Source organism: Pseudomonas sp. Pseusp3 (assembly GCF_047304225.1).
GTDB lineage: Bacteria > Pseudomonadota > Gammaproteobacteria > Pseudomonadales > Pseudomonadaceae > Aquipseudomonas > Aquipseudomonas fluorescens_CD.
Genome location: NZ_JBGLYV010000024.1, coordinates 56732 through 69990, shown reverse-complemented (window position 1 = coordinate 69990; position 13259 = coordinate 56732). Strand labels below are relative to the sequence as shown.

The window sequence follows — 13259 nt, the reverse complement described above, 5'->3', positions numbered from 1 at the left end:
CGCATCGACTGTGCGCTGCCGGACCGGCAACCGCTGCCCCGCCCGGACCTGCGCCAATATCGCACCGGTCTCGGACCGGTCGCGGTGTTCGGTGCCAGCAACTTCCCGCTGGCCTTTTCAACCGCGGGCGGCGATACAGCCTCCGCCCTCGCCGCCGGTTGCCCAGTAGTGTTCAAGGCCCACAGCGGGCACATGGCGACCGCCGATTACGTCGCCGATGCGATCACTCGCGCCGCGCGAAAAACCGGCATGCCTGAAGGTGTCTTCAGCCTGCTTTACGGCAGTGTCGGTGAAGCCCTGGTCAAGCACCCGGTGATTCAGGCGGTCGGTTTCACCGGTTCGTTGCGCGGCGGTCGGGCCTTGTGTGACATGGCAGCAGCACGCCCGCAACCGATCCCGGTGTTCGCCGAGATGAGCAGCATCAACCCGGTGTTGCTGTTGCCCGAAGCGTTGAAAGCACGCGGCGACAAAATCGCCACCGAGCTGAGCGCTTCGGTGGTACTGGGTGCGGGTCAGTTCTGCACCAATCCCGGTTTGGTGCTGGGCATTCGTTCGCCGCAATTCAGCGCTTTCCTTGAGCGTTTTGCCGGATTGATGAACGAACAACCCGCACACACCATGCTCAACAGCGGTGCCCTGAAAAGCTACTGCCACGGCCTGGACAACCTGCGCGCCCACCCCGGCATAACGCACCTGGCCGGCGCCGATCAACAGGGTAATCAGGCACAGCCACAAGTGTTCAAGGCCGACGTCAGCCTGTTGATCAACGGAGATCAATTGCTCCAGGAAGAAGTATTCGGCCCGACCACTATCGTCGTCGAAGTCGCCGACCACGCCGAGTTGATGCAGGCCTTGCACGGCCTGCGCGGGCAGTTGACCGCCACCCTGATGATCGAAGACACCGAAGCCGGCAGTGTCAGCGACGTGCTGGCCCTGCTTGAACAGAAAGTCGGGCGCGTATTGTTCAACGGTTACCCCACGGGCGTGGAGGTCTGCGACGCGATGGTCCACGGCGGACCGTACCCGGCGACGTCGGATGCGCGCGGCACGTCGGTCGGCACCCTGGCGATCGATCGCTTCCTGCGCCCCGTGTGCTACCAGAACTGCCCCGACAACCTGCTGCCAGATGCCCTGAAAAACGCCAATCCGCTGGGCATCGCCCGCCTGGTTGACGGCGTCAGCCACCGCGAAGCGCTGTAAGTCAGCGGCTTCAACTAACGCCCACTGATAGCAACAACTTCCATGCCTGTGAACAACAGGCATCGGATTCGCTCGTCCCAAAACCGCTGCACCCACAATAAAAACAGAGGAACACTCATGCACGTTCAACGTCACCCGAAACAACGCTTTTGCAGACTGCTGCTGGCCGTTACTGCCGCCGTGATGATCAATACCGCAGGCACTCAGCTGGCCGTTGCCGACACCACACCCACCGCGACGACAGCGCCCATGCAATGTGCCACTGAAGCCACACCCCGCTACACCAGGACCCCCACCGGTTACCTCATGGTGTTGCGCACGGGTGACAACGCGTTCAAGGAACTGACCAAACTGGCGATAGCCGAGAAGATCCCCAGCGCCTCGATCAGCGGGATCGGTTTCGGCAACGTGAAGTTCGGTTTCTGGAACAAGGACAAAAAGGACTTCGACGCCAAGACCTTCAGCAACGTCGAGATGGCCAGCATCACCGGCTCGGTGGCGTGGAAGAACGATCAGCCTTCGGTCCACATGCACGGAGTCGCCGGCGACGCCACGTTCCAGGCCTATGGCGGCCACATTCTGGATTTCGAAGTCACCACCGGTTCGATGGAGATCACTGTGATCTTGCACCAGCGGCGTCTGGAACGCGGGATTGACCCGTGCATCGGCGCCAACGTACTGGGTATCTGATTCCAACAGCAGGCTCCCGCCAACAGCGCATCTGTGACGGCGGGAGTCACCCTTCTCAATTCCAACTACAAAAACAAGGGGCGCTTCATATGAGCAACAAGAACACCGTTGTAACCCTGGCTCTGGGTGCCATTGCACTCAGCACCCAGGCACAGGCCGACTTCCTGAGTGACAGCAAAGCCACGCTGGGGATGCGCAATTTCTACTTCAACAATGACAACCGCGACGGCTCGGCCGCCCCCTCGAAAACCGAAGAATGGGCACAGGGCTTCATGCTCGACTACAAGTCGGGCTACACCGATGGCGTGGTGGGTTTTGGCGTCGACGCGCTGGGTTTGATGGGCGTTACCCTGGACAGCGGCAAAGGACGGCATGTCGGCAGCTCGATGATTCCTTCGGACAGCGACAACAGCGCCGTCGATGAGTGGAGCCGGTTGGGGTTGACCGGCAAGGTCAAGGTCTCGAAATCCGAGCTGCGCCTGGGCACGCTGATGCCGAAGCTGCCGATCCTGGTGGCCAACGACGGACGCCTGCTGCCGCAGACATTCGAGGGCGGGCAAATCACTTCGAGCGAGTTCAAGGACCTGACCCTGACGGGTGGCCGGATTGAACACGCCACGGGGCGGGGTTCAAGCGATCAAACCGGCCTGGCCGCCACGGGCGGTACCCGTGAAAGCAACGCGTTCGACTTCGCTGGCGGTGACTGGAAAATCACCAAGGACCTGACCGTCCAGTATTACTACGCCAACCTGGAAGACTATTACACCCAGCAGTTTTTCGGCCTGATCCACACACTGGCGATCTCGGACAATCAATCCCTGAAAGCCGACCTGCGTTACTTCAAGACCGACTCGTCCGGTAGAAACAGCTCAGGCACCTCGGGCTACAGAATCAGTGGCTACACCCAAGACAGCGATGGCGAGATCGACAACCGAACCTGGAGTGCCGCGCTGATTTACGCCTTGGGTGCCCATGCGATTACGGCGGGTTACCAAAGCGTTTCCAATGGCAGTAATTTCACTCAGCTCAATCAGGGCAACTTGCCGGACAAAGGCGCCGGTGGGGCCAGTCTTTACCTGTATACCGATCGCCTGATCCAGACCTTCACCCGCGCGGGCGAGCGCACAGCCTTCGGTCAGTATGCGTATGACTTCGCAGCCTTGGGGCTGCCGGGTTTGAAAGCGTCGGTCATGTATCTCAGCGGGGATAACATCAAGACGACATCCGGTGATAACCAGAAAGAATGGGAGCGAGATATCAGCCTGGACTACGTACTCCAGTCCGGTGCGCTCAAAGGGGTTGGATTCGGTTGGCGCAATGGCAAGTCGAACAGCGAAGCGTCCCGCAACCAGGATCAGAATCGATTGATCGTGAGCTATAGCATTCCGTTGTTTTAGCCACTGGGCATCAGTAACGGTTTTCACGCCGCCAGATTCTCCATAGCTACCGGCGACCGGTAATCGTTGTAGCTGTGGAGCCCGCTCGATCCCACGGACATCTTGTTTATTGGACTTGAGTATTAGTTATACCGGTATGGATTGTTGTCAATACCGCCCCCTTCTTTAGCATGCATATACTTCCGCACACTGCTTCCGAGTCTATGGACAAGGGTTCTCGGGTAGCCGTTGATAATGGGTAAAGCTTCTTGTCATACCAACGGGAGCGAGGCTTCGGCTGACGACTACCAACTGCTGCTGGAACAATCGATGTAAGGCACACCTGAAGGACATCGCGCCGGTCGGCGCGCCCCCATCTGAACAACAATAAAAAGAGTGTTGATATGATCCCTGAATCCGCAACCGAAGTTGCAGGTCTCGAGCATAGTGGTGCCCGGACCTCGTCCCTGAAGAAGTACCAGAGCATCACCGTGGTGTTGTTGTTGCTGATTGGCATCGTCAACTATCTGGATCGCAGCGCGCTCTCGATAGCCAATACCTCGATCCAGAAAGACATGCTGATCAGCCCGTCGCAGATGGGCATCTTGCTGTCAGCGTTTTCCTTGGCCTACGCGTTCGCCCAGTTGCCGCTGGGCATCATCATCGATCGACTGGGCAGTAAAATCTCTCTCGGCGCCGCCTTGCTGACCTGGTCCGTTGCGCAATCGGTATCCGGGCTGGTGAACAGTTTTGCCGGCTTCATTGGCCTGCGGATCCTGCTGGGGGTGGGTGAGGCGCCGATGTTCCCATCGGCGGCCAAGGCCTTGTCGGAATGGTTCGAGGCCGAGAAACGCGGGACGCCGACCGGCATCGTGCTGTCCTCGACATGTATCGGGCCGTGCCTGGCTCCGCCGTTGTTGACGCTGTTCATGATCAATTTCGGCTGGCGCGGGATGTTCGTCATCACCGGGTTTATCGGCATCGTCCTGGCCACGTGCTGGCTGATGTTCTACAAGAGCAAAAAACAGTACCTGACCGAGCTGGCCGCCAGCGGTCAACCGTCGCCGGAGGTTGCCCGGGTCGCCGAAAAAAACGCTGAGCCGGCACCGCGCAAGGCGCTGTTTGCCGACTGGTTGAGCCTGTTCCAGCACCGCAGCACCTGGGGCGCGGTACTGGGTTTCATGGGCGTCATCTATATGCTCTGGCTGCACCTCACCTGGTTGCCGGGTTACTTCGAGCGCGAACATGGCCTGGGCCTGTACAAAACCGCCTGGGTGGTCTCGCTGGCTTACCTGTTCGGGGCCTTTGGCACCATTGCCGCCGGGCGCATTTGCGACCGCATGGTCAAGCGCGGCATGAGCGTGTTGGGCAGCCGCAAGGTGACGGCCATTTCCGGCCTGTTGCTCGCGGCCATGTTCACCCTGCCGCTGTCGTTTGGCAGCAGTCTGACCCTGAGTGTGGTGCTGCTGTGTCTGGCGTTGTTCAGCATCAACCTGGCCAGTTCAACGGCCTGGATGATCGCCAATACCATTGTCTCCACACGACGGGTCGCCTCCTTTGGCTCGATCCAGAATTTTGGCGGTTACATCGCCGGGTCCATCGCGCCGATCGTCACCGGATTCAGCATTCAGCACTCGGGCTCCTTCGCCACGGCCTTCATGGTCAGTGCGGTGGTCGCAGTGGTCGCGGCACTGGCCTACTGGGTGCTGCTCAAAGGGCCGGTAGGCGACTGACCGTTATCTATTGATCGAACACTATTGAACTGGAGGATTTATGCCCAAGGGTTATTGGATTGGCCGGGTCGACGTCAGTGATCTGCAGGAGTATCAGCGCTACGCCACGGCCAACGCCGTGGCTTACAAAAAGTATGGCGCGCGGTTTGTCATTCGCGCCGGGCGATTCGAAACGGTGGAGGGTCAGAGTCGGGCGCGCAACGTGGTGATTGAATTCCCCAGTTATCAGGCTGCCATCGATTGCTGGAACTCCCCGGAATATCAGGACGCGGCGAAGATTCGTCAGCCCATTTCCGTCATTGATCTGATCATTGTCGAGGGGTATGACGGGCCGCAACTCGATTGAGCCTGGTAGCCGTATCACTTAATCATTCAGAGAGGTCAGCATGGAACTTGGAATCGAAGGGCGTTGGGCACTGGTCTGTGGCGCGAGCAAAGGCCTTGGCAAAGGTTGCGCCAAAGCCTTGGTAGCGGAAGGAGTGAACGTCGTGATTACTGCGCGCAATCCCCAGGCGCTGGAAGACACAGCCGCTGAACTGCGTCTGCTGAACAGCAAGGTCACGGTTAAAACCGTGGTCGGCGACATCACCACCGTCGCCGGGCGCGAAGCGGCACTGGAAGCCTGTCCGGTGCTCGATATTCTGGTGACCAACGCCGGAGGTCCGCCGCCGGGAGACTTCCGCGACTGGACTCGCGAGGACTGGATGGCCGCCCTTGACGGCAACATGCTCACACCTATCGAGCTGATCAAGGCCACCGTCGATAATATGGCTGAACGCGGATTCGGTCGCATTGTGAACATTACCTCGGGTGCGGTAAAAGCGCCGATCGGCATATTGGGGCTGTCCAACGGCGCTCGCAGCGGCTTGACCGGTTTCATTGCCGGATTGGCGCGCCAGCCGCAGCTGGTTTCCAATAACGTCACGATCAACAACTTGCTGCCGGGGCTGTTTGACACCGATCGCCTGCGCGAATCGACTCAGGCCTCTGCCAATGCGGCCGGCCAGGCGCTTGGCCAGGCGCTGGAGAAAAAACGCGGGGCCATCCCTGCCGGCAGGTTCGGTACTGCTGACGAGTTCGGTGCGCTGTGTGCGTTTATGTGCAGCCGCCACGCAGGCTATCTCACCGGGCAGAACCTCTTGCTGGACGGTGGCGCCTATCCGGGGACCTTCTAAGGCGTAGGCCGATTCCCTGAATCCGTGTGCACAGTCGATCGCACTCCTTCATCAGGCTGCTTGACGAAGCGCTCTTATTCTCGCTTTGCTGCCGATCACCAGATGTGATCCTCCCCTATTTATCGAGGCCATTACATGACCATAAATCCGCTACTGCCACCCTTCGCGGGCCAGACCGTTGAAGTCAATTATGACGGACTGGCTGCGCTCAATGACTACGACGAAGATGGCCTGCACATGACTTACACCATTACAGCCGGCGATTCAGCCGGGGCCACAGGAAGAGTCGAATACGATTGGCAAGAAGTTGCAAACGACATTTTCCTCATCTCCTGGCAAGAAGCTGACGGTGCCACCGTGGTACACGTCGACGACTTTGGCGCCCACACCTCCCGTTCGTTTTACACCACGCCGAACCTGGACCTGTATCGTCTTCAAGGAACCCTGAGCAGGGTCTGAACAACAGGGTTCACCGTTAATGGGTTGCCTCATAAAGCAATCGATCATCGTCGCGCCCATAACGTAATATTCCGCGATAGATGGCTGCATGAACGATTGGCACTTGATGCATCTCGGAAATATGGCGTTGTCGGGGGCTGCGCTGCTTTCGACTGAAGCCGTCGCCGCCCCCCCTCTGGGGGCGGCTTGTGATGGTTAGCGGTGATTCGCTATCCGCTGGCCCTGCAAGTCGGATGACGCCACCTGAATATCCTCCGACAACGGCGGCAATTCGTGGCGCAATACCCAGAGCAGGACAGGTTTGGGGAGTACCCTCGAGAGCCGTATAAGCCAGCGCATGGACCAGGGGAAAAGATAATCCCAACGGTTACTGCGCATGGCTTTGAGCATGTATGAAACGGCAGCTGCCTCAGATATCTCCAACGGCGCAGGCATGCCATCGCTTGCAGTCTGAGCCGTTGCAACGAAGCCCGGGTAAAGGGAGAGAAAGCGAATGCCTTTCTCGCCAAACTCTATTCGACAAGTGTCGATAAGCAGGCGTAACGCGCCCTTGGCGGCACAGTATGGCCCCTGGAGAGTAACACCTAGAAAACCCGCCAACGAATTGGTCTGTACGACGAAACCGGATCGTTGTTCACTCATCTGTCTCAGTGCCGGGAACAGGTAATTAACCACTACGTCATAGTTGGATCTCATATAGCCCGTGACTTGCCCGGCATGCATCTTGCGCATGTCCAGCGCCGGTGCGCCACCCGCGTTGAGCACGACTACGTCCAGGCGGCCGTAGAGCGCTACGACCTCAGCAATCACCTTGGCAGCAGCCTGTTCGTTCATGGCATCTGCCGCCCACACATTGCACTTGCCGCTCTGCTCGGTGATCTCGCGTTGCAGTTCAAGGAGCTGCTCCTGGCGTCGTGCGGTAGCTGCCACCAATGCGCCATCCTGCGCCAAACGTACCGCGAGGCCGCGCCCCATGCCGGAGGATGCACCGACGATCAGAACGACCTTGCCGGCAAATCCACCCTCCTGCCTCGGCGTCGTTCTTCGTAGCCCCCCCAAAAGGACCAGCGCCAAGAGGGAAAATCCAGAACTGACGAGCGCTACGGGCTGAGCATAATCTCCCGCCACCCATTGCGAAGCGACTAACGGCCCGAAGGCGCAACCCAGCAACTGCATACCAGGAACCAGCACGGCAACTCGCCCGGATGGATCCAGACTCAATGCGATACGGACCTGAAACGGCGTGAGTACCAGATAAACGAGGCCGAAAAGACCACTGAAGATCAGAAACGTTTTCGCACCCTGGTCAGCCGAGAAGTACATACCCGCGGCAATTCCTCCCAATAGAACGGCAGCCGTCGCAAGGAGTTTGAATTCAGAGACCCTGCGCACCAAAAGAATGCCACAGCAACCGCCCACGACTTGCATGAACAAAGTGCCCGAAATCATCGCCTGAGCACTCTGCGCATCCAGTCCGGCGTATTTTCCCAAGGGCTCCAGATATGCCCAGAGTGCGCCAATCGCCGAAAGCTGGATGAAAACAACGGCCATCAACAGTAGATGTGAACGCTGCCACGAGAAGCCTTGCGCCTGACCCGCATGGCTGGCCAAAGGCGCCAGTCGGGCAGGCTGCCAGCAAACCAGCAACACCGACGCCAGTGATAGCGCAGCCAGTAACACGAACCCTCCGGAGACGCTTTGCCGAGGCAGGACCCAAAATGCCAGGACTGCCGCAATGATTCCCTGGGCCAGGGTCTGCACGACCATGAACAGGCCTGATACACGGTCCGGGTGAGGCCCGCGAACAATCAGGCTGACGGCCCCCCATAACAGAAGTCCCTCCGTCAATCCCGCCAAGGCACGCACAATCAGAAGTCCGGCGTCCCCTGTCGTCGTCGTAGTCATGATATCCAGGGCAGCAGTAAACACCGCCGCCATGATCGTGATAAAACGCAGGTTCATCATCAGTCGCATCAAGTCGCCGACGATGACCCCTAACCCCAAAGCAACGATCTCTCCCATTGCAACCAGCCCGACGCCTTCGAGCGACAGCCGATTGGCGGCTAGCAACTCTCCGAGGAGAAGCGGTTGCAGGCCTACCATGAGTACCGCCACGGAACCCAGAGTCAGCGCAGCAACAAGATGTTTGCGAGAAACAGCGAACGAGGAGTGCATAAGCTTTATGCCTCTAATTAATTATTCAGTAACCACGGCTTTCAGGTGGAATTTGGCCGTTGGCAAAACACTGCGCCGCCCGCTTCTCGTCTTTCATCAAGCGCCCCGTAGCGATGAAAGTCACCCACCAGGGCAAATAGGTGATTTGAGCTCCTGAGGCCTTGGCCAGGGTGTAGGCTTTAGCGCACTTTTCAAACAATTCAGCATTGAGCGCCATGCGTGTACCCGTGGCCCCCAGACAAGCCGGCACGCCTCTAATCAGTATCGTATTGCCGCCTTTGCGCAAGGATTTGGCCAACTCACGTTCAGTTCCGACTGGCTCACCCATATGCCCCAAATGCCGCGCCTGTTCATCAAACAGAACAGGCATGAAACCGCCAAAATCGGCCAGACAACTGCTGAACTTACCGCCCCCCAGGAGAATTGCTCCCACATCAGGACGCGCCTGATACGTAGCCGCATGCGTCTGCATGTACCCATCCGGGGCAGCAGCCGGGTCAATCTTCACGGGCTCCGCGGCATCCAGTTTTCCCAGCCAGATCCCCTCCTCGCCTGGTATTCGCAGCGAAAGACTGGAAAGAGCAGCTACTTGGCCGATCAGTCGTCGTTGCAAATCCAGCCATTGTTGCCGAAGTAAATCTCTCATTGCGCTGACCTCACACCAGTTTGAAAACGGCGTCGAATCGATCGAGTGCTTCGTCGATGACATCGTCGGTATCGGCCAGGCTCGTATAGATCCGGCTACCCGCCAGAGTAATCAGACCATGAGCGGTATAGGCGGCCCCCATCTCCTCCATCATGTGCTTGCGGGTTTTTGCCTCGTTACGAGCTCGCAACAATTTGAGCGGGTTACTGGTGTCGAGCAACAGCACGCCGGAGGTCTGCAAGTGCACGATGGAGCCTATGTTATAGGCCACATACGGCAAACCTCGACGCGTGATAATTGCTTCCAGCCCCTTGCGCAGCCGGTCGCCGGCACGTCCGGCTACTGCGGGTGCATCCAGGCGCTTCGCTTCCAGCAAGGCGTAATACCCCGCCACGCAAGACAGCGGGTTTGCCGACAGCGTCCCACCGACGAAGGCCCGGCGCGCAGAAGTGCCGATCCCCCCAGCGAGCAGTTGCATGACATCTCGACGCCCACCAATGGCGCCTGCCATCGGGTAACCACCCGTCAGGCATTTGCCCAGCACAGTGATGTCCGGCATGACGTTGAAATACGCCTGCGCCCCGCCCAGGCCGGCACGAAACCCCGTCACCACTTCATCAAATATCAACAGGGCGCCGAATTCGTCACACAACTTGCGCAACTGGCGGTTGAAGTCCGGGTGTACCGGGCGGGTCCCGCTTTCCGGTCCGAAGGGTTCAACCATCACGGCGGCGGTACCACCACGTAGACGGTTGACCTGTAACTTGCGGCGCAACGCATCCAGATTGTTCGGCGGACTTTCCTGAGTATGCGCCGTGGCCCCACGGGGAATACCGACGGCCTCCATGCGTCCGGTACCGGGCAAGCGCATCCCGTAGACAAGCTGATCGCTCCAGCCGTGGTAGGCCCCGCCGATCTTGATGACCCACTTCTTGCGGGTGTAGGCGCGAGCCAGGCGAACAGCAGCCATCACCGCCTCGGTACCGGAACCGAGCAGTCGAACCATGTCCACCCCCGGCATCATCTCGCAGACCAACTCAGCCAGTTTGACCTCGTATTCATGCAGCAAACCGGTGACCGGCCCACACTCATCGAGGATCCGATCAACCTGCTCGCGGATGGCCGGGTGGTTTGAGCCCAACAGAGTCGGTCCACCGGCTTGCAGGAAATCGATATAGCGGTTGCCATCGACATCCGTCAGGTAAGCACCTTTGGCCTGAGAGATGGCGAGCGGAAACGGATGATTGAACGCCAGGTTGTGCTGCACGCCACCGGGTATGACTTTTTTTGCAGCCTCGGAGAGGCGCTTCGAGCCTTGGCAACGCTCGTCGAAATAGCCCATGACCTTGCTCAATGCGTCCCGCTTCAGCGGGCGGATCGGCTGTTTGACCAGTTCATCGAAACGCCGGTACAACGAATCCACGTCGGGCCATTGTGAAACCGCTGGGGCGTTTGTTTGGGGCATGGTGGATGGACGAAGGGGTTCGTTCATGATGAGGTCTCTGAAATATTTTTTGGGTTGACAGCATGAGCCGAGGACAAAGCCAAGGCGTCGATCAGGCGAGCCGCTGCTGTGCTTGATTCCGGCCGGTCTCGAGCCTGCGCGTAGATTCGACTCAACAGATGATCCCGACAGAACGCCTCAAGATCTTCAAGGCGGTCCAGAGTCGTATCGATGTCCGGGCCGCAACAAAGCACGCCGTGATTGCGCATCAGATAGGCGTTGCATTCAGGGCGAATCAACCGCTCCAGCTTGTTCGCTAACCAACGGGTGCCCGAAGGGGCATACCCCACCAGCGGGATACTCACGCCCAGCGATTTCCATAGTTGTGGAGATCCGACTTGCAGCGGTTTGCCCAGCAATGTGCAGGCACTGGCAATTGGTTGGTGGGTATGAATGCTGCAATTGACATCCGGGCGATTGCGCAGAATTTTTGCGTGCAGACCACTTTCCACAGAGGGCGACCGCTCGCCCGATATCTGCACCAGGTCCTTCAAACGCAACACGCAAACGTCTTCGGGGCGCATGGAAAAATAATCCGTCGCCGAGGGTGTGACCGCGATATGAAACGCATCGACACGCAACGCCAGGTTTCCACCGGTCGCGGCAAAGAAGCCGCGCTGCGACAGATGACGCGATAACTCGACTATCTCCTGCTGTACTTGATTCATTGAGTGCTCTCCTGCGATGGATTCAGGCGGCGATAAAGCGGAGCGAGCCGCTTGCGGACCTCCTTGAATGTGGCGAAACGGTCGTCATAAAGGGCACTCGTGTTCCGCGACGGCTCATACAGCCGGTGGGCTCTCTGCAGATTCGGCAGGTCGTGAAACTGTAGTTTTCCAAGGGCCACTGCTGCGATAAACGCGGCGCCTCGGGCGTTGGTCTGGATGGGGTTGTGGGGCTGCTGGATAATGTGACCGGTGACATCGGCCATGATCTGGCACCAGACATCCGACTGGGCACCACCACCGGTAGCCACGATCATCTCTTTTGATCGGCCGAGGAACCGCGAGAACGGCTCCAGCATCCAGCGCGTGTTGAGCGCAACGCCTTCCATGAAGGCTCGAATGATGTCTTCTCGTGAATGCTCGAGTTTCAGATTCAACAAGCCTGCACGCAGACTCGAATCGCCAACGGGAGAGCGTTCGCCGCACAACCAAGGCGTATAAATCAGCCCTCGTGCTCCCGGCGGGACTCTTGCCGCGATGCGATCTAGCAAGGCATAGACATCCGGTTGCTGTTCATCGCTGAGCAGTTCATCGGGGTGGTACAGCACCTTGTCCCGTAAAAACGAAAGGTTCGAGCCCGCGGCCGACTGCATGGCCAACGCCAGGTACCGGCCATTGATCGCGCTCGGCACCGCCGCAATGTGATGACGCACACTGGTTTTCTTGAACGGCACATGGGCCCCCACCCAAGAGGACGTTCCCAAGTACAGGTGCGAGGCGAAATCACTCACCGCAGCACCTACCGCCACGGCTGAGGTGTCTACGGAACCGGCCACCACTTGGGTGTCTCGAGAGAGGCCCAGCGCATCGGCCAGTTCGGGGAGCAGAGGCCCGATGATGTCGGTTGACCCCACCAGTTCGGGCAGTTTGGCAGCGTCGACACCCAGCGCTCGTACCAAGCCGTCGTCGTAGCGAATGCGATGAGGGTCGCGGTTATCCGTGATCCAGGACGTCAGGATCGAATCGCTCGTGGCACAGAATCGACCGGACAGCCGTAAGTTCATGTAATCGAGCACGTTCAGGAACTTGTAAGTTTGCTCATATCGCTGCGGCTCATGATCAAGGACGTACGCCATGTGTCCGGCCGAATCCATGCCGGACAACGAAGCGACGCCCCCGGTCAAACGCAATGAACGCAACAGCTTGAAGGGCGCGTAACCAGACAGGCCAAACCGCCCTGCCCCCATACGACGCTTGACCGCAGCGGCACCGCGCTTATCCAGCCACAGTAACGCGCGCCCAACGGCCACCCCATTATTGTCAACACAGACGGTCCCTTCGCTTTGCGTCGAACAGCACACGGCAATGATCTGCCTGCGCCTGACCGTATCGCTGCCGAGCAGTTCGCTCGCTCCGCGCATAAAAGCGTTCCACCAATCTTGAGGCTCCTGCTCGGCACTCAAACCACTGACATGCAGCGGGACACTGTGGTAGGCCCATGCGCGTATTTCTCCCTCCAGGGAAACCAGCGCACATTTGCAACCAGATGTTCCAAGATCGACCGCAAGGACGAGTTGCTCCAGCCCGGCCGCCGTTTCAGGCGCCCGGGAAAAGGAAAGCGAGTTCATAATCAGTT

The 13259-nt window shown here is 58.8% G+C and carries 12 protein-coding genes; 7 read left to right on the top strand and 5 right to left on the bottom strand.

Features of this window, described 5'->3' with window-relative positions; translation table 11 throughout:
- The 7 genes from ACCD00_RS10915 to ACCD00_RS10885 all read left to right on the top strand — a co-directional run.
- Nucleotides 1-1200: aldehyde dehydrogenase (NADP(+)) (locus ACCD00_RS10915; protein WP_413424338.1), on the top strand; the 1200-nt coding region annotated here is incomplete at its 5' end.
- 117 nt (nucleotides 1201-1317) lie between these two features.
- Nucleotides 1318-1890, top strand: coding sequence for a PPC domain-containing DNA-binding protein (locus tag ACCD00_RS10910; RefSeq protein WP_413424336.1), 573 nt, complete (start codon nucleotides 1318-1320; stop codon nucleotides 1888-1890).
- Between the two features lie 89 nt (nucleotides 1891-1979).
- Complete coding sequence (locus tag ACCD00_RS10905; protein ID WP_413424334.1) at nucleotides 1980-3287, top strand: OprD family porin; 1308 nt, start codon at nucleotides 1980-1982, stop codon at nucleotides 3285-3287.
- Between the two features lie 446 nt (nucleotides 3288-3733).
- A complete protein-coding gene (locus tag ACCD00_RS10900; RefSeq protein WP_413424344.1) occupies nucleotides 3734-4999 on the top strand; it encodes an MFS transporter in 1266 nt (421 codons plus the stop codon).
- Nucleotides 5000-5039: 40 nt separating this feature from the next.
- A complete protein-coding gene (locus ACCD00_RS10895) occupies nucleotides 5040-5345 on the top strand; it encodes a DUF1330 domain-containing protein (RefSeq protein ID WP_413424332.1) in 306 nt (101 codons plus the stop codon).
- A 40-nt stretch (nucleotides 5346-5385) separates the two neighbouring features.
- Nucleotides 5386-6174 carry an SDR family oxidoreductase gene (locus ACCD00_RS10890; RefSeq protein ID WP_413424330.1) on the top strand — a complete coding sequence of 263 codons (789 nt, stop codon included), beginning with the start codon at nucleotides 5386-5388 and terminating at the stop codon, nucleotides 6172-6174.
- Between the two features lie 135 nt (nucleotides 6175-6309).
- Nucleotides 6310-6633, top strand: coding sequence for a MoaF-related domain-containing protein (locus tag ACCD00_RS10885; RefSeq protein ID WP_413424328.1), 324 nt, complete (start codon nucleotides 6310-6312; stop codon nucleotides 6631-6633).
- A 195-nt stretch (nucleotides 6634-6828) separates the two neighbouring features.
- On the opposite strand, the gene ACCD00_RS10880 is transcribed toward ACCD00_RS10885, so the two are convergent.
- From ACCD00_RS10880 to ACCD00_RS10860, 5 genes are read right to left on the bottom strand one after another with little or no spacing between them, the layout of a single operon-like run.
- Complete coding sequence (locus ACCD00_RS10880; protein ID WP_413424326.1) at nucleotides 6829-8808, bottom strand: SDR family NAD(P)-dependent oxidoreductase; 1980 nt, start codon at nucleotides 8806-8808, stop codon at nucleotides 6829-6831.
- 25 nt (nucleotides 8809-8833) lie between these two features.
- On the bottom strand, nucleotides 8834-9454 hold the full coding sequence (locus ACCD00_RS10875; RefSeq protein ID WP_413424324.1) for a hypothetical protein: 621 nt from the start codon (nucleotides 9452-9454) through the stop codon (nucleotides 8834-8836).
- Nucleotides 9455-9464: 10 nt separating this feature from the next.
- Nucleotides 9465-10946: an aspartate aminotransferase family protein gene (locus ACCD00_RS10870; RefSeq protein ID WP_413424322.1), complete on the bottom strand. Its 1482-nt coding sequence runs from the start codon at nucleotides 10944-10946 to the stop codon at nucleotides 9465-9467.
- Complete coding sequence (locus ACCD00_RS10865; RefSeq protein ID WP_413424320.1) at nucleotides 10943-11626, bottom strand: class II aldolase/adducin family protein; 684 nt, start codon at nucleotides 11624-11626, stop codon at nucleotides 10943-10945. The genes ACCD00_RS10870 and ACCD00_RS10865 overlap by 4 nt, the downstream gene beginning before the upstream one ends.
- A complete protein-coding gene (locus tag ACCD00_RS10860; RefSeq protein WP_413424318.1) occupies nucleotides 11623-13251 on the bottom strand; it encodes a xylulokinase in 1629 nt (542 codons plus the stop codon). Before ACCD00_RS10860 ends, ACCD00_RS10865 begins: the two co-directional genes overlap by 4 nt.
- Nucleotides 13252-13259: the final 8 nt, after the last annotated feature.